General features: G+C 68.0%; 13 protein-coding genes. 6 read left to right on the top strand and 7 right to left on the bottom strand.

Annotated features, from left to right (window positions below; translation table 11 throughout):
- The first annotated feature begins 15 nt into the window (after window positions 1-15).
- Complete coding sequence (locus HV701_RS08930; protein ID WP_175132710.1) at window positions 16-723, top strand: DUF2968 domain-containing protein; 708 nt, start codon at window positions 16-18, stop codon at window positions 721-723.
- Between the two features lie 182 nt (window positions 724-905).
- Entirely contained in the window at window positions 906-1,364 is a 459-nt protein-coding gene (locus tag HV701_RS08925) for a DUF1178 family protein (protein WP_175132709.1), read from the top strand.
- 92 nt (window positions 1,365-1,456) lie between these two features.
- Here HV701_RS08925 and efp read toward each other — a convergent pair whose 3' ends face one another.
- From efp to HV701_RS08910, 3 genes are all read right to left on the bottom strand, one after another.
- A complete protein-coding gene (gene efp, locus HV701_RS08920; protein ID WP_175132708.1) occupies window positions 1,457-2,017 on the bottom strand; it encodes an elongation factor P in 561 nt (186 codons plus the stop codon).
- A gap of 211 nt (window positions 2,018-2,228) precedes the next feature.
- A complete protein-coding gene (gene earP, locus HV701_RS08915) occupies window positions 2,229-3,344 on the bottom strand; it encodes an elongation factor P maturation arginine rhamnosyltransferase EarP (protein ID WP_175132707.1) in 1,116 nt (371 codons plus the stop codon).
- A 9-nt stretch (window positions 3,345-3,353) separates the two neighbouring features.
- Window positions 3,354-4,556, bottom strand: coding sequence for a DUF2863 family protein (locus tag HV701_RS08910; RefSeq protein ID WP_175132706.1), 1,203 nt, complete (start codon window positions 4,554-4,556; stop codon window positions 3,354-3,356).
- A gap of 236 nt (window positions 4,557-4,792) precedes the next feature.
- Here HV701_RS08910 and HV701_RS08905 point away from each other — a divergent pair, with 236 nt between their 5' ends.
- Window positions 4,793-5,566 (top strand): DODA-type extradiol aromatic ring-opening family dioxygenase, encoded by a 774-nt coding sequence (locus tag HV701_RS08905; RefSeq protein ID WP_175132735.1) that lies wholly within the window; start codon window positions 4,793-4,795, stop codon window positions 5,564-5,566.
- Between the two features lie 170 nt (window positions 5,567-5,736).
- On the top strand, window positions 5,737-6,702 hold the full coding sequence (locus HV701_RS08900) for an OmpA family protein (RefSeq protein ID WP_254595145.1): 966 nt from the start codon (window positions 5,737-5,739) through the stop codon (window positions 6,700-6,702).
- A gap of 92 nt (window positions 6,703-6,794) precedes the next feature.
- Here the strand turns inward: HV701_RS08900 and acnA are convergent, their stop codons facing one another.
- The gene (gene acnA, locus HV701_RS08895) at window positions 6,795-9,500 is read right to left on the bottom strand and encodes an aconitate hydratase AcnA (RefSeq protein ID WP_175132705.1); all 2,706 of its coding nucleotides are present in this window, start codon (window positions 9,498-9,500) and stop codon (window positions 6,795-6,797) included.
- 268 nt (window positions 9,501-9,768) lie between these two features.
- The gene (locus HV701_RS08890) at window positions 9,769-10,677 is read right to left on the bottom strand and encodes a LysR substrate-binding domain-containing protein (protein ID WP_175132704.1); all 909 of its coding nucleotides are present in this window, start codon (window positions 10,675-10,677) and stop codon (window positions 9,769-9,771) included.
- Window positions 10,678-10,895: 218 nt separating this feature from the next.
- Here HV701_RS08890 and HV701_RS08885 point away from each other — a divergent pair, with 218 nt between their 5' ends.
- Together HV701_RS08885 and HV701_RS08880 are read left to right on the top strand one after the other, a co-directional pair.
- Window positions 10,896-11,762 carry a pirin family protein gene (locus HV701_RS08885; RefSeq protein WP_236756141.1) on the top strand — a complete coding sequence of 289 codons (867 nt, stop codon included), beginning with the start codon at window positions 10,896-10,898 and terminating at the stop codon, window positions 11,760-11,762.
- A gap of 315 nt (window positions 11,763-12,077) precedes the next feature.
- Complete coding sequence (locus HV701_RS08880; RefSeq protein ID WP_175132703.1) at window positions 12,078-14,273, top strand: TonB-dependent receptor; 2,196 nt, start codon at window positions 12,078-12,080, stop codon at window positions 14,271-14,273.
- 110 nt (window positions 14,274-14,383) lie between these two features.
- Here the strand turns inward: HV701_RS08880 and HV701_RS08875 are convergent, their stop codons facing one another.
- Both HV701_RS08875 and HV701_RS08870 read right to left on the bottom strand, forming a co-directional pair.
- A complete protein-coding gene (locus HV701_RS08875) occupies window positions 14,384-15,151 on the bottom strand; it encodes an SDR family oxidoreductase (protein ID WP_175132702.1) in 768 nt (255 codons plus the stop codon).
- The gene (locus HV701_RS08870) at window positions 15,148-16,143 is read right to left on the bottom strand and encodes an NAD(P)H-quinone oxidoreductase (RefSeq protein ID WP_175132701.1); all 996 of its coding nucleotides are present in this window, start codon (window positions 16,141-16,143) and stop codon (window positions 15,148-15,150) included. The genes HV701_RS08875 and HV701_RS08870 overlap by 4 nt, the downstream gene beginning before the upstream one ends.
- Window positions 16,144-16,157 lie beyond the last annotated feature (14 nt).

The raw sequence follows: 16,157 nt of genomic DNA, 5'->3' as shown, positions 1-16,157 counted from the left end.
TTTATTGGGGAAGGCATGAACGTCCACTTTATCCGTGCCACCGCGCGCATGGCGCTGCTGGGTGCGGCCCTGTCCGGCCTGGCTGCCTGCGCCAGCGCGCAATCCGAGCCCCCGCGTCCCACGGTGCAGCAGGTCGAGGACAAGCAGCCCGCGTCCACTCCGGTGACGCCGCCGGCGCCGGCGCCCGCGGCGCGCCCGGCCTCCACCGTGGCCGAACTGCAGGGGTTGATCCAGAACCGCCAGGTGTCCGAGCTGCGCACGAGCTACAACGGCACCTACGGCGCCAGCCTGCTGTTCAAGCCGGACGAGCTGACCTACTACGTGGCCCTGTTCCAGCAGAAGGATTTCTGGCGGGTGCTCAAGACCGAATCGGAAAAGCAGGCGGAAGCCACCTACCGCGCGTTCGCGGCCCAGTCGGCCGATCTGGCCGAAGTGGACATCAAGCGCATCAAGCTGCAGGCCGAATACACCCATGCCGAGAAACTGCTGGCCGCCCGCAATGCCGAGCTGAGCACGCTGCAGGCCGACCGCACCCTGCGCATGCAGCAGGAACAGCAGGTCGCCGCGCGCCAGGAGCAATCGCGCCAGGAAGCCACGGCGCTGGCTGATCAGCAGAAGGACGTGCGCCAGCAACTGCGCGACCTGCAACGCCAGATCGACGCGCTGCAGGCGCAGCAGGCGCAGATCGGCCGCATGCCGGCCGCGCCCAAGCGCGGCAAGTAAGCGCCGCGCACGCCAGCAAGCGGGCCCTCGGGCCCGCTTTTCATTGCCTGCCGGCCACCGCCACTGTGGCGAAAATGCCGCTGGAACCGCCTGGACCGGCCGAAATCCGCCCCGATGGCCGGCTGCCCGGGCCCATCCGGCCACTTTCTTGTATTCTGGCCGCCAGTCCCCATATTTCCACCATGGCTCTCAAAGTTTTCGACCTCCAGTGCGAACACGGCCACATCTTCGAAGGCTGGTTCGGTTCGCACGACGACTATGACGCGCAGCAGGCGCGTGGCCTGGTGTCGTGCCCGGTCTGTGGCTCGGCCAGCATCACCAAGCGGCTGTCCGCCCCGCGGCTGAACGTGGCGCATCTGCACGCGCCCGAGGCCCGGCCGGCGGCGCCGGCCGGCGCCACCGACGCCGAGAAGATGTCGGCGCTGCAGGCGGTGGTCATGCGTCAGGTGCGGGCGCTGTTGCGCAACACCGAAAACGTCGGCGCGCGCTTTGCCGAGGAAGCGCGCCGCATCCATGACGGCGACGCCGACGACCGTCCCATCCGCGGCACCGCCACGCGCGAAGAGCGCGAGGCCCTGGCCGATGACGGCATCGAAGTGATGGCGGTGCCCGACTTCCTGGACGACGAGCGCCTGCAATAAGCGCGCCGGAAGGCGCCGCCCGCCGGCCCCGCCAGGCGAAAAAAAAGCGCCAGACCCCGAAGGGCTGGCGCTTTTTGGTACCTGCGGCCGGATCAGTTGTTGACGCGGCTGCGGTATTCGTTGGTGCGCGTGTCGATTTCGATCTTGTCGCCGATGGCGCAGAACAGCGGCACGTTCAGTTCGTAGCCGGTGTTGATCTTGGCGGGCTTGGTCACCTTGCCCGACGTGTCGCCACGGACGGCCGGTTCGGTGTAGGTGATTTCGCGCACGATGGTCGTGGGCAGTTCCACCGAGATGGCGCGGCCGTCGTAGAAGACCACTTCCACGGGCATCGCTTCTTCCAGGTAGTTCAGCGCGTCGCCCATGCTTTCGGCTTCGATTTCGTACTGGTTGTAGTCTTCGTCCATGAAGACGTACATAGGGTCGCCGAAGTACGAGTAGGTGCATTCCTTGCGATCGAGCTGGACGACTTCGAACTTTTCGTCGGCCTTGTAGACCGATTCGCTGGCCGAGGCGGTCAAGAGGTTCTTGAACTTCAGCTTGACGACGGCGGCGTTACGGCCGGACTTGTTGTATTCGGCCTTCTGGACCACGAGGGGATCCTTGCCGACCATGACCACGTTGCCGACTCGCAATTCCTGAGCGGTTTTCATCGATAAAACTCCGGGGGGAAAGGGTGCACTCGCCGTGCTTGCAGAAAGCCGCCGCAGGCGCCTGGCAGCGGGCCGCAAGGCCCATCGCCATCAGCCTGGAGATTCTGCGGAACCCATGAAAACGAGCCCGCCTATCTGGCTTCATGCACACCCCGGGAGGCGTCATAGTTGAGGCGCCGACAATCCAGGGCGACTCAGAAAACTCTCTATTCTAGCGTTTCTTGGCCAACTCTGCGCAAAAAACAGCCAGACTCTCAGCCAGATCGGGCCGGGCCGCCTGCGCCGCGTCCCAGTCGCGGGCTGCCTGGTTCCAGGCTTGCCAGGGGCCGGGTTCCAGGGCCGCTGCCAGCGCGGCTTCGGCGGCGGTGGCCGCGTCCGCCTGGTTCCAGGCGCGGATGAGGTCGGCGGCGGGGGCCGGGGCCGGATAGCGCGCCAGCCAGGCGTCGAGCTTTTCCAGATGGATGTTCCCCGCCTGGGGGTAGATCTGCCAGACCAGCGGTCGCGCCGCCCATGCCGCGCGCACGAAAGAGTCCTCGCCGCGCACGAAATTCAGGTCGGCGCACCACAACACGCGGTCGAAGTCGGGCTGGGCCACGAACGGCAGGCGCGCCACGGCCGGGCCGCCGGGCAGGGCGCAAGCCGCCTCCAGGCCGGGGGCGACGCCGACGGGCGCCAGCAGCAGGGTCGGACGCGTGTCAGCCGCCAGCGCCCGCGCCAGGGCATCGACCGGGGCGCCCGGGTAGCAAAACAGGGACATCGTGCGTGCGCCGTTGCGGCGAAGCGACAGCAGGCCGTCGGCCACGCCCAGGCCGCGCAAGAACGCCTCCTGGGCGGCGGGATCGGCCTGGAACGCGTCGCGCTCGGCCGACAGCCCCGGCTCGCGCAGCAGGCCGCCGGTGGCCGGCGTGAAGCCGGGGAAGAAGAAATGCTTCACCAGACCGTCGGGCCGCTGCGACGGCAGGCCGTGGCAGCTTTCCACCCAGGCCTCGGCGCTCAGATATTCCAGATTGACCCAGGCCGGATGGCGCTGGCGCATGCTGTCCAGGAAAGTGTCGGGCGGATCGCAGGCGAAAGTCTCGATCACCACGTCGCGCGCGGCCAGTCCCGGGCCGGGCGTGGCCGACCAGCGCACCACATCCACGCCCTGGCAGGCCTGGCGCGCCGCGCCGGGGTCGATGCCGGGCTGGATGCGGACGAAGCTGGCCAGGTCGTCGACCCACAGGCGCACGTCCCAGCCATGGCCGTGCGCCAGCCGCCGCGCCAGGCGCCAGCAGACGCCGATGTCGCCGTAGTTGTCGACCACGCGGCAGAAGATGTCCGCTTGCATCGACGCGGCTCAGTGGAACTTGGCGGGCGCGGCCTCGGCGTCCTCGGGCAACTCGGCGTGCACCAGTTCGCCCAGCGGATTGGGGAAGTAGGGCGCGCCGCAATCCTCGCAGTATTCCGGCGGCAGCACGCCGGGAATGCGGCGCACGTCGGTCACGCCGTATTCCTTGAGCAGGGCCGCGATCTCGTCGACCACGTCGGGCAGGCCCTCGTCGGCCGGCACGTCATCCTCGCGGCCGTACAGCGGCCAGACGCAGCCGTAGTAGACGTCGTTGCTGTTGCGCGCGGTGAAACCGATGCGGTATTCGTCGATGCGGCTTTCTCCGCAGCCGGCCACCACGGCCCGCAGTTGCGAAGCCTCGAGGTTGACCGCGCCTTCGAGCCAGCTCACGGCGGCGCGCAGCGACAGCGGCCGCACGCGGCGGTCGGCCTCGCGGTTGCTGACGTAATAGGCGTCGGGCAGCAGCGCCTCGAAACCGCAGCCCGGCAGCAGGCCGGCCAGCGTCGGCTGGGCCTGGGCGGCCCATTGCGCCAGGCAGGCGTCGCGGCTGGCCTCGGCGTCGCCGATCTGCTCCTGCCAGCGGAATACCGGCGCGAACTCGGGCACCGCCACGGCCGCCACGATATAGCGCGTATCGGCCAGCATGTTGGCGGTTTCGGCCTCGGTGTTCAGCGCCGGCTTGGTGGTCTCGGCGCCCAGCGCCTGCGTGCCCAGCCGTTGCAGCCATTGCCAGGTTTCCGAGAACGTGCGCGGCATCTGGTCGACGCTGACCAGGTACGGCATCAGGGCGCTGCGCGCCTGGCTCGACAGCACGTGGCCATGCAGTTGCGCCAGCAGGGCCTGCTGGACGCTGGCCGAAACCGGCCCGGTGGGAATCGCGTAGCGGGTCCAGGCAACGATGGGCGCGACGATCAGCAGGACGTCATGGCGCACGCCATTCTTGTCGATCTTCATCGACTCGGACGGGGTTTCGGCTTGCTCGATCAGGACTTCATAGGCGCCCACATCGTTCTGGGCCAGATGGTCCAGTGCGGCTTCCAGCGGGGCATCCTGGCCTGCCTTGAGCAGCTTCGGAATCGCTTCGCCAAGCTGATTCTCCCAGTACACGTCTTCGACGCGGCTGCCCGAGCGGTTGAGCGACTGGGCGAGCGTGATCAGGCGAGTGGCATCGCGGGTCAAGCGGGGAGCGGATTGGCTGCGGGATCGGGCCATAACTTCGGAGGACGTCCAGTAAGTGTGCAACGGCGTAGTTTAACGCCCGCCACGATCGCGGGCGCCGGCGTGCCCTGGCGCCCGCGGTTCGCGCTGGTCGCAGGGGGGGCCGGCGGCGCCGCGTCGCTCCGCGATTGGTGCTGATCTGGCAACAGATCATCCCTTTGGGATGGGTTTATTGCCGATCAGAATCGGACGAAAATGATTCCATCGTCATGCTTTCCGGAGTCATCGCCATGCGCTGGCCTACGCTTTTCGTTTCCCACGGTTCTCCCATGCTGGCCGTCGAGCCCGGTTCGACCGGTCCCGCTCTGGCCGCCTGGAGCCGGTCGTTCGGCCGCAAGCCGCGCGCCATCCTGGTGGTGTCGCCGCACTGGATGGGCCACGGCCTGGCCCTGTCCACCCGCGAGCAGCAGGTGGCCTGGCACGACTTCGGCGGCTTTCCGCCCGAGCTCTACGCGTTGCAGTACGCCGCGCCCGGCTCACCCGAACTGGCCGAACGCACCCAGGCGCTGTTGGCCGGCGCCGGCATCGCCGCCGAGCGCGATCCGCGCCGGCCGCTGGACCATGGCGCCTGGGTGCCGTTGCGCTACCTGTATCCCGAGGTCGACGTGCCGGTGGTGCAGCTGTCGCTGGACATGGGCCGCGACGCCGCCGGGCAGCTCGAACTGGGCCGCGCCCTGGCGCCGCTGCGCGACGAGGACGTGCTGATCATTGGTTCGGGCTCGCTGACGCACAATCTGCGCGACGTGCGCATGCCGCAGGACGCGCCGCCGGCGCCCTACGTGCCGGCGTTCCAGGACTGGTATGCGCGGCATCTCGCGGCCAACGACGTGCCGGCCCTGCTCGACTGGCAAGCGCGGGCGCCGGGCGCGGCGCAGGCCCATCCGCACGACGACCACCTGATGCCGCTATACGTGGCGCTGGGCGCGGGCGGCGGCCAGGCCAGGCGCCTGAACGACGAAGTGTCGTACGGCGCGTTGGCGATGGATGCCTATGCGTTCGACTAGCGCCCGTTGACGCCGCCCGCCGCGCGCCGGGGTGGGCGGCAGTCTACGTTTGGTTACCCGGCGCGGTTTCAATCCGCGCACCGTCTATGCATAATGGCTGCCGCCCGCGCCGCGGGCGTTTCCTTGTTCTGGACGCATGCCGGCGCCCGCCGGCCGGGAGTGTAGAGATCGTGAAAGCGCACATCGTGAAATCCGCCTGTCTGGCTCTCGCCGCCGCCATGCTGGGGACGGCGGCGTCCGCCTGGGCCGAGGACGTCAAGGGTTCCCGCGACCATCCGGCCCTGACCCGTTTCGAGGGCGCCGAGATCCGCGCCTACGAGCACAAGGACTACGATGAGGCCGTCATGCCCGACCGGCCGGTCGCGCGGCAAGCCGAGCCCAAGGGCCTGGAACTGGAAGGCAAGCTGACGCGCATCGCCTATCGCATCGACGGCAGCAAATCGGCGCTGGAGGTCTATCGCAACTACCAGGCGGCGCTCCAGGCCGGCGGCTTCAAGACCCTGTTCGAATGCAAGGGCGACGGGCAATGCGGCGAGGATTTCCAGTCGTTCGTGATCAACAGCGGCAAGGTCAGTCAGCCCGGGCAGGGCGACGCGGCGTTCGGCGGCAAGTACTACGCCGTGCTGGCCAAGAAGGAGGCGCCCACGGGCGATCTCTACGTGTTCCTGGATGTGATGGAAGACAGCGCCAACCACATCACGCCGGTGTTCCAGCAAGTGGTCGAGACCAAGCCGATGCAGACCGGCCAGGTCAAGGTGCTGGACATGGCCGCCATGCAGAAGTCACTGGCCGAGTCGGGCCGTGTCGCCGTCTATGGCGTGTATTTCGACACCGACAAGGCCGACATCAAGCCAGAGTCCAAGGCCGCGCTGGACGAGATGGGCAAGCTGCTCGATGCCAATCCCGGCCTGAAAGTCTATGTGGTGGGCCACACCGACAACCAGGGCACGCTGGCCGGCAACCTGGAGTTGTCGCAAAAACGTGCCGACGCCGTGGTCAAGGCGCTGGAGACGGGCTACAAGATCCCCGCCGCGCGCCTGTCGCCGCGCGGCGTGGCATCGCTGGCGCCGGTGGCCGCCAACGACGCCGAGGCCGGCCGCGCCAGGAACCGCCGGGTCGAACTGGTCGCCCAATGACGCGGCGCGCCTGACGCGGCGCACGTGCGGCGCCATGAGAAAAGCCCCTGGAACCCGACGGTTCCAGGGGCTTTGTCTTGGCGGGCGGCGGGTTACGCGGCCAGCAGCTGGCGCAGCACGAAGGGCAGGATGCCGCCATGCTGGTAGTAGTCGACCTCGATCGGGGTGTCGATGCGCAGCAGCACCGTCACGTCCTGCTTCGAACCATCCTTGCGGGTGATCGTCAGCGTTACGTCCTGCATCGGCTTGATGCCGTTTTCCAGGCCCGAGATGTCGTAGGTCTCTTCGCCGGTGATGCCCAGCGACTGCACGCTGTCGGTGCCCTTGAACTGCAGCGGCAGCACGCCCATGCCCACCAGGTTGCTGCGGTGGATGCGCTCGAAGCTGCGCGCGATGACGGCCTTCACGCCCAGCAGCTGGGTGCCCTTGGCGGCCCAGTCGCGCGACGAGCCGGTGCCGTACTCTTCGCCGCCGAACACGATGGTGGGCGTGCCGGCCGCCACGTACTTCATGGCCGCGTCGTAGATCGACATCTGTTCGCCGGTCGGCTGGAACAGGGTTTCGCCGCCTTCGAAGCGGCTGCCGTCCGCAAGCGCCGGAATCATCAGGTTCTTGATGCGCACGTTGGCGAAGGTGCCGCGCATCATGATTTCATGGTTGCCGCGGCGCGACCCGTAGCTGTTGAAATCGGCCTTCATGACGCCGTGTTCCTTGAGCCACTTGCCCGCCGGCGAGGTTTCCTTGATGGAGCCGGCCGGGGAGATGTGGTCGGTGGTGACGGAGTCGCCGAACACGCCCAGCGCGCGCGCGTTCTTGACGGTCGGCATCGCGCCCGGCGTCATGCCGAAGCCCTCGAAGAACGGCGGCTCGGCGATGTAGGTGGAGTCGGGCCAGTTATAGGTATCGCCCTTGACGCCCTTGATGTTCTCCCACAGCTTGCCCGGGTTGCTCTTGACCTGGCCGTAGTTGGCCTCGAAGGCCTTGGGGTCCAGCGCGTACTTGAGCAGCGACTCGACTTCCTCGGTGGTCGGCCAGATGTCGCCGAGCCAGATGTCGCCGTTCTTGCCGCGGCCGACCGGTTCGGTCATCAGGTCGCGCGTCACGGTGCCGGCCAGGGCGTAGGCCACCACCAGCGGCGGCGAGGCCAGGAAGTTGGCCTTGATGTTCGGGTGGATGCGCGCCTCGAAGTTGCGGTTGCCGGACAACACCGCCGAGCACACCAGGTCGTTGCTGGTGATGACGTCGTTCAGGTCGGGCGTCAGGTCGCCGGCGTTGCCGATGCAGGTGGTGCAGCCGTAGGCGGCCACGTCGAAGCCCAGCTTTTCCAGGTAGGGCAGCAGGCCGGTCTTGGTCAGGTATTCGGTGACCACGCGCGAGCCGGGGGCCAGCGAGGTCTTGATGTGCTTGGGCACCTTCAGGCCGGCTTCCACCGCCTTCTTGGCCAGCAGGCCCGCGGCCAGCAGCACGCTGGGGTTGGAGGTGTTGGTGCACGAGGTGATGGCGGCGATCAGGATGTCGCCGTTCTTGACCTTGGTGCCGGTGCTGGTGGTGAAGGTCTGCTGCAGCTTCTCGGCCGGCTGGTTGAAGCCGTTTTCGGAGACCGGCTTGGAGAACAGGTCGATGAAGGTGCTCTTGACGTTGCCGATCTCGATGCGGTCCTGCGGACGCTTGGGGCCGGCCAGCGACGGCGCCACGGTGGACAGGTCCAGCGTCAGCAGCTTGGTGTAGTTGATGTCCTTGGCGGCGGGCACGCCGAACATGTCCTGGGCCTTGAAGTAGGCCTCGAACGCGGCGATTTCGGCTTCGGTGCGGCCGGTGCCGCGGAAGTAGTCGATGGTGCGATCATCGACCGGGAAGAAGCCCATGGTGGCGCCGTATTCGGGCGCCATGTTGCCGATGGTGGCGCGCTCGGCCACCGACAGGCTGGCCGTGCCCTCGCCACAGAACTCGACGAACTTGCCGACCACCTTCTCGCGGCGCAGCATTTCGGTGATGGTCAGCACCAGGTCGGTGGCGGTGACGCCGCCGCGCAGCTTGCCCTTGAGTTCCACGCCGACCACGTCGGGGGTCAGGAAGTACACCGGCTGGCCCAGCATGCCGGCCTCGGCCTCGATGCCGCCCACGCCCCAGCCAACCACGCCGATCCCGTTGATCATGGTGGTGTGGCTGTCGGTGCCCACCAGCGAGTCAGGGTAGTAGACGTTGTTCTTCTTGTCCTGGTGCACGCCGCGCGCCAGGTATTCCAGGTTCACCTGGTGGACGATGCCGAAGCCCGGGGGCACCACGCCGAAGGTGTCGAAGGCCTGCATGCCCCACTTCATGAACTGGTAGCGCTCCTGGTTGCGCTTGAATTCCAGCTTCATGTTCAGGTCGAGGGCGTTCTTGGTGCCGAAGTAGTCGATCATGACCGAGTGGTCCACCACCAGGTCCACCGGCACCAGCGGCTCGATGCTCTTGGGGCTCTTGCCCATCTTGTCGGCCACCGAGCGCATCGCGGCGATGTCGGCCAGCAGGGGCACGCCGGTGAAGTCCTGCAGCACCACGCGGGCCACGACGAACGGGATTTCATCCTCGCGCCTGGCGTTGGCCTGCCAGCTGGCGAGCTGGCGCACGTGTTCCTCGGTGACCTTCTTGCCGTCGCAGTTGCGCAGCACGGATTCCAGCACGATGCGGATGGAGACCGGCAGCCGCTGTACGTCCACGCCCAGCGCCTTGCCCAGCGCCGGCAGCGAGTAGTACTGACAGGACTTGTTGCCGATCTTGAAATTCTTCAGTGTGTCGAGGGTGTTGTGCGGCATGATGGACTCCGTGGTTTTGCCCGCGTAAAGCCGGCATTTTCAGGCGTTTCGGCGCGTTTGTCATTCCGGGGGACAGCGGCGCGGGCGCGATACATGTCTTATATCTTATATAAGACTCAAGGGGCGCGTCAAAGTTCCGCCCCGCGCCCGGTGGCGATTGCACGGCGAGCGCGCAACACCTTACTGTGGCGCACGCGCGGTCTCCCTGCAAGTCCCCCGGTTTTTACCAAAGAAGTCCTACCGCCGCATGGCGGGGCAGGGCGCCGGATCAGGCCAGCAACGCCGGCAGTTCCGCCGCGGCGAAATCCAGAAAACGCCGCAGCGCCAGCGGCGCGCCGCGGCGGGCGGGGATGACGGCATAGATGCGGGCCGGCGTGGCCTGCCAGGCGGGCAACAACTGGACCAGGTCGCCCTTGGCCAATGTGCCGGCGCATAGATAGTGCGGCAGCAACGCCACGCCTAGGCCGGCGCGCGCCATTTCGCGCAGCACCGCCAGGTTGCTGCTGAGGCAGCGCGGGCGGTATTCGACCGACTCGGCATTGCCCGCCGGGCCGGTGAAGTGCCAGCTTTGCGGGCTGTCATGAGTGGCATGGGCCAGTAGCGGCAGGGCGTTCAGGTCGCGTGGCCGGCGCGGGGCCGGTCGCGCCAGGGCGGGCGCCGCCACCAGGATCTGCGGTACCGGGGCGAGTTCGCGCGCCACCAGTCGCGAATCGGTCAGCGAGGCGCCCTGGGCGCGGAAGGCCAGGTCGTAGCCTTCGCCCACCAGGTCGATGATCTGGTCGCGGGTATCCAGCAGCACCCGCACGCCCGGATGCTGCAGGCAGAAGCGGGCCACCAGTTCGCCCAGTAGCGTCACCGCCAGTGCCGAGGGCGCCGTCATGCGCAGCAGGCCGCTGGGGGTGTCCCCCATCGTCGCCGCCAGGTCGAACGCGCTGCGGGCCTCGCGCGCCATCGCCAGCGCATGCACATAGATCTGCTCGCCCATCGGCGTCAGCGAGACCCGGCGGGTGTTGCGCTGGAGCAGCCGCAGGCCCAGGCGCGCCTCCAGTTCGGCCACCCGGCGGCTGAGCTTGGAGCGCTGCAGATTGAGGACTCGGGCGGCGGCGGAAAAGCCGCCTTTTTCGACCACCTCGGTGAAAAGCAACAGGTCGTCGAGGTGGTGGATATAGGAATGCATGGGTCCGCGGGTGGAATTGTCCTGTGAGGCAGGACAATTATTCCTGAAATTACCCTCTACTGTGTCGAACGCGGAACCCATAAGCTTTGCGCCTCCGCAACTTCCTGGCAGCACATCCTTGACGATCCGCCTCAGCCCCCCCCGTGGCCAAGCCCTTCGAGCCTGCGGGCAATGCCCGTTCCTTCCGGCAATTCCGCTCCCCGGATTTCCCGGGAGGCATGTCGCCCCTGGTGCTGGCGGAGCACTTTGTCTTGACGGGACCGAGTTTCGCGCCCCATCCCCACGCCGGCATGTCGTCGGTGACACTGTTGCTGGAAGACAGCCGCGGCGCGCTGCGCAGCCGCGACAGCCTGGACAATGACCACGAGGTACGGCCCGGCGACCTGTACTGGACCGTTGCCGGGCGCGGCATTGTCCACGACCAGCAACCGGTGGACGCATCGCGGTTGAACGGCCTGCGCCTGTACGTCAATCTGCCGTTGCGGCTCAAGGACGTGGCGCCGTCGGTCGCGCTGCTGCGGGCCTGGGAAATGCCGGTGATACAGAGCGATGCCGGCCGGGTGCGGCTGGTCTCGGGGCGCTACGAAGGATGGCAGTCGCCGCTGGCGACGCCCGCGCCCTTGTTGATCCTGGATGGGTGGCTGCGCCCCGGCGCATCGCGTCTGGTGCCGTTGCCGCAGGGCTGGAATGCCTGGCTGTACACGGCGCAGGGAGAACTGGGGGTGCGCGCCTGGCATACCGCCACGCCAACGGCGCCGCCGCCCGCGGCGGCCGCGCCGTTGGCGCCGTACCGTCCGGCCAGGCGGATGCCAGCGCCCGCCAGGCGAGCCGTCGATCCCGATTTCGCCGTCCTGCCGCCCGGCGCCGCGCTGACGGCCGCGGCGGATGCCGAGGGGCTGCTGCAGCTGCTGGCGGCCGGCGCGCCGGCCCATTTCATCCTGGTGGCGGGGCCGGCCATCGACGAGCCGGTGATTCAGCGCGGCCCCTTCGTGATGGCGGACGCGCGGGCCCTGGCCCAGGCCATGGCGGCCTATGAGGCCGGTGCGTTCGGCCAGGTGCGCGAGGAGGCCGGGCTGTCCGTCTGAATGGCCGCAGGCGGGCCGCCGGGGTCCGGGCCGGCGCGGCCGCCCGGCCCGGACAGGCTCCCGTCAGGAATGGGGACAGTGTCGTTGTGTGATGGCAACAAAGTGATTTTCTATATAAGGGACGCAATGAGAATGATTTCCTTTTATATAGAATCAAGCCCGCACGATCTCGATACCCCTTGGTGAACGGGCTCGACAAGGCCGGGCAGACCGGTTCCGCGGCAGTTCGAGTGGCAGGCCGTTACCGAGCGTGACCCATCGGGATTTTTGCGATTCCCTGCTTCTCGCGAAGCGCCTGCCTACAGACATCCCGACATGAACATTCGAATGCTCGCCTATGTGGTTGCGGCCCTGCCGTACGCCGTCCATGCCCAATCCGCCAAGCCCGCCTCCGACGCCGGGGTCGTGTCGCTGGACGCGATCAAGGTCGAGGCCAGCGCCGACGCCTCGGCGGGCGGCCTGGCCCAGCCCTACGCCGGTGGCCAGGTGGCCCGCGGCGGCCGGGTGGGGGTGCTGGGCACGCAGGACATCATGAGCACGCCGTTCAGCATCACCAGCTATACCAACGAACTGATCCAGGACAAACAGGCGCGCAGCGTCGGCGACGTGCTGCAGAACGATGCGGGCGTGCGCGTGGCGCGCGGCTTCGGCAACTTCCAGGAGTCGTACTTCATCCGCGGCTTCATCCTGAGTTCCGACGACGTGGCCTACAACGGGCTGTACAGCCTGCTGCCGCGCCAGTACATCGCCACCGAGCTGTTCGAGCGGGTCGAGGTGCTGCGCGGGGCCTCGGCTTTCCTGACGGGCGCCTCGCCAGGCGGCGACGGCATTGGCGGCGCCATCAACCTGGTACCCAAGCGCGCGCCCAACGAGCCGCTCACCCGCTTCACCACCGGCATTTCCAGCGGCGGCCAGTTCTCGGTCTCGACCGACATCGCGCGCCGCTTCGGCCCGGGCGACAGCACCGGCATCCGCCTGAACGTGGCCAATCGCAGTGGCGACACGGCCATCGACGATGAGCACTCGCGCACCAGCCTGGTGTCATTGGGGCTGGATTGGCGCTCGGCCGACACGCGCCTGTCGGCCGATATCGGCTGGCAGGAAAACAAGCTCAAGCGCGCCCGCCCCAACGTCACGCTGCGCGGCGTGACCAGCGTGCCGGACGCGCCGCACGCCAGTTCCAACTATGCGCAGCCCTGGTCATACTCGAACGAACGCGACGTGTTCGGCACCGTGCGCGCCGAGCACGACTTCAGCGACAAGCTGACCGGCTGGGCGGCATTCGGCATGCGCCGCAGCGACGAGGCCAACTCGCTGGCCAATGTCACTGTGACCAATGGCAGCACTGGCGACGGCAACTTCTATCGCTTCGACAATACGCGCAAGGACAGCGTCAACACTGGCGAAATGGGCCTGCGCGCCAAGGTGCGCACCGGCCCGGTCGGCCACGAGTTCGTCGCCTCCGCGTCCTTCTTCGACTTGAAAAAGAAGAACGCGTACGTGATGGACTATCTGAATACCTTCGCCACCAACATCTACGACCCGGTGCGCAATGACCGTCCGGCCTACAGTTCCAAGGCGCTGTTCGGCAACGACCTGGACGATCCGGCGCTGCAGGGCCGTACCCGCCTGAGCAGTTACGCGTTCGGCGACACCATGTCATTCCTGGACGACAAGGTGCTGCTGACGCTGGGCATCCGCCACCAGCGCCTGTCGCAGAGGGACTACTTCTATAACACCGGCAAGGAACAAGGCGCCTACGACGCCAGCCGCAACTCGCCCGCCGCTGGCATCGTCTTCAAGGTGACGCCGAGCGTGTCGCTGTACGCCAACTATATCGAGGCCCTGGTGGCCGGCGAGACCGCGCCGCAGACCGCCAACGGCAAGCCCGTGGCCAACGCCGGCCAGAGCCTGCAGCCGTACGTCTCCAAGCAGAAGGAAATCGGCGTCAAGTACGACGGCGGCGGCCTGGGCGCGGGCCTGGCGCTGTTCTCCACCGACAAGCCGCGCGCGGCCTACAACGCCAGCAACGCGTTCACCGCCTCCGGCAAGGACCGCCACCAGGGCGTCGAACTGACCGTGTTCGGCGAACCGGTCAGGAGCGTGCGCGTGCTGGGCGGCCTGACCTTCCTGGATGCCAAGCAGCGGTCCACCGGCAATGCCAGCATCGACGGCAACCGCGTCATCGGCGTGCCGCGCTTTCAGGCCAACCTGGGCGCGGAATGGGACATTCCCGGCGTGCGGGGCCTGGCGGTGGACGGCCGCGTGGTCTACACCGGCGCGTCCTACGCGGATGACGCCAACACCCTCAAAGTGCCGGGCTGGACCCGCTTCGATGCCGGCGTGCGCTACATGATGGACGTTGACGGCCACGTGGTGACGTTGCGCGCCCGCGTCGAGAACATCGCCAACCGCAACTACTGGTCGTCGGTGGGGGGCTACCCGGGCAACGGCTACCTGGTGCTGGGCGGCCCGCGCACCTTCCTGCTGAGCGCCAGCATGGACTTCTGAGCGCCCGAAGCGCCCGCCGCGAGGCGGGCGCCGCGCAGGCAAACGCACAACGCCCCGCCGGTTTCGCCGGCGGGGCGTTGTCTTGGCGCGGCGGGGTTGGCGGCGCGGCGCTAGGTCATCAGCCAGCCGCCCGCCACGTCCAGCACCTGCCCGGTCACGAAGCGCGCCTGGTCGGAGGCGAAGAACAGGCAGGCGTCGGCCACTTCCTCGGGCGTGCCGAGCCGGCGCAGCGCGGTGACGCCGGCCACGGCGTCGTTGATTTCCTTGGGCACGCTTTTCAGCAGCGGCGTGCTGATGCGGCCGGGCGCCAGGCCATTGACGGTGATGCCGTGCTCGCCCAGTTCTGCGGCCCAGTGGCGCGTCAGGCCCAGCAGCGCCGCCTTGGTGGCGGCGTAGTGCGCGGCGACGATATCGCAATAGGCCTTGCCGGCCACGGACGACATGTTGATCACGCGCCCCTGGCGCTGGCGCACCATGTGCGGCGTGGCCAGGCGGGTCATGTAGAACACGCTGTTCAGGTTGACCGCCACCACCTTGTCCCATTCGCCCGGCGTCATTTCCCACACTTTCAGCGCGCGGCCGTCGGTCTTGGGCGAGATGCCGACATTGTTGACCAGGATGGTGGCCGGGCCGAGGTCGCGGGTGATGCGGTCATACGCGGCCTGGCATTGGTCGAAGTGCGCCACGTCGGCCTGCGCGAAGCTCACCGCGTGGCCGCGCTGCTTCAGCGCCTTTTCATAGTCCTGGCCGCCCTGCGAATTGAAGTCGATCAGCCCCACCTTGCCGCCTTCGGCCAGGAAGCCCTCGACGATGGCCGAGCCGATGCCGCCGACCGCGCCGGTGACAACGATGACCTGATCCTGGAAGCGCGCGCTCATGGCTTGACCTGCAGCATGATCTTGCCGATGTGCCTGCTGCTTTCCATCAGCGCGTGGGCCTGGGCCGCCTGCGCCAGCGGGAACACCTGGTGGATCAGCGGCAGGCAGCGGCCCTGTTCCATCAGCGGCAGCACCTTGTCTGCCAGCGCCCGGGCGATGGCGCCCTTGTCCTCGTCCGAGCGCGGCCGCAGGGTGGAGCCGGTGAACGACAGCCGGCGGGTCATGATGGGCAGCGCGTCGATCTCGGCCTTGCTGCCCTCCAGGAAGGCGATCTGCACCAGCCGGCCGTTGACCGCCAGCAAGCGGATGTTCTTGTTGATATAGGCGCCCCCGACCATGTCGAGGATCACGTCCACACCCTGGCCGCCAGTGGCCTGGCGGATCTCGGCCTCGTAGTCGGTGTCGCGGTAGACCACGGCATGGTGGGCGCCGGCCTTCAGGCAGGCCTCGGCTTTTTCCGGGTTGCCCACGGTGGTCCAGACCTCGGCCCCAAAGGCGCGCGCCAGTTGGATGGCGGTCAGGCCGATGCCGCTGGAGCCGCCGTGCACCAGGAACTTCTCGCCGGCCGCGAGGCGGGCGCGCTCGAACACGTTGGTCCAGACGGTGAAGTAGTTCTCCGGTATGGCGGCGGCCGACAGCAGGTCCAGCCCGCGCGGCACCGGCAGGCAATGGTGTTCGTCGGCCAGGCAGTACTGCGCATAGCCGCCGCCGGGCGTCAGCGCGCAGACCGGGTCCCCCACGCGCCACTGCGTGACGTCGGGGCCGACGGCGGCGATGGTGCCCGCCACCTCCAGCCCCAGGTAGGGCGAGGCGCCGGGCGGCGGCGGATACGAGCCCGAGCGTTGCAGCACGTCGGGGCGGTTGACGCCGGCGTAGGCGACCTCGATCAGCACCTGGCGGCCGCTGGGCGCGGCCATCTCGCGTTCGGCCAGGCGCAGGCAATCGGGCGCGCCGCCGGCGCCGTGGTCGATGAATGTGCAGCGTAAAGACATGAATGCGGTCCTTC

The organism is Achromobacter pulmonis, from assembly GCF_902859765.1.
Taxonomy (GTDB): domain Bacteria; phylum Pseudomonadota; class Gammaproteobacteria; order Burkholderiales; family Burkholderiaceae_B; genus Achromobacter; species Achromobacter pulmonis.
Note: the sequence above shows the minus strand (reverse complement) of the source record. Positions and strands in the feature narration are given on the sequence as shown.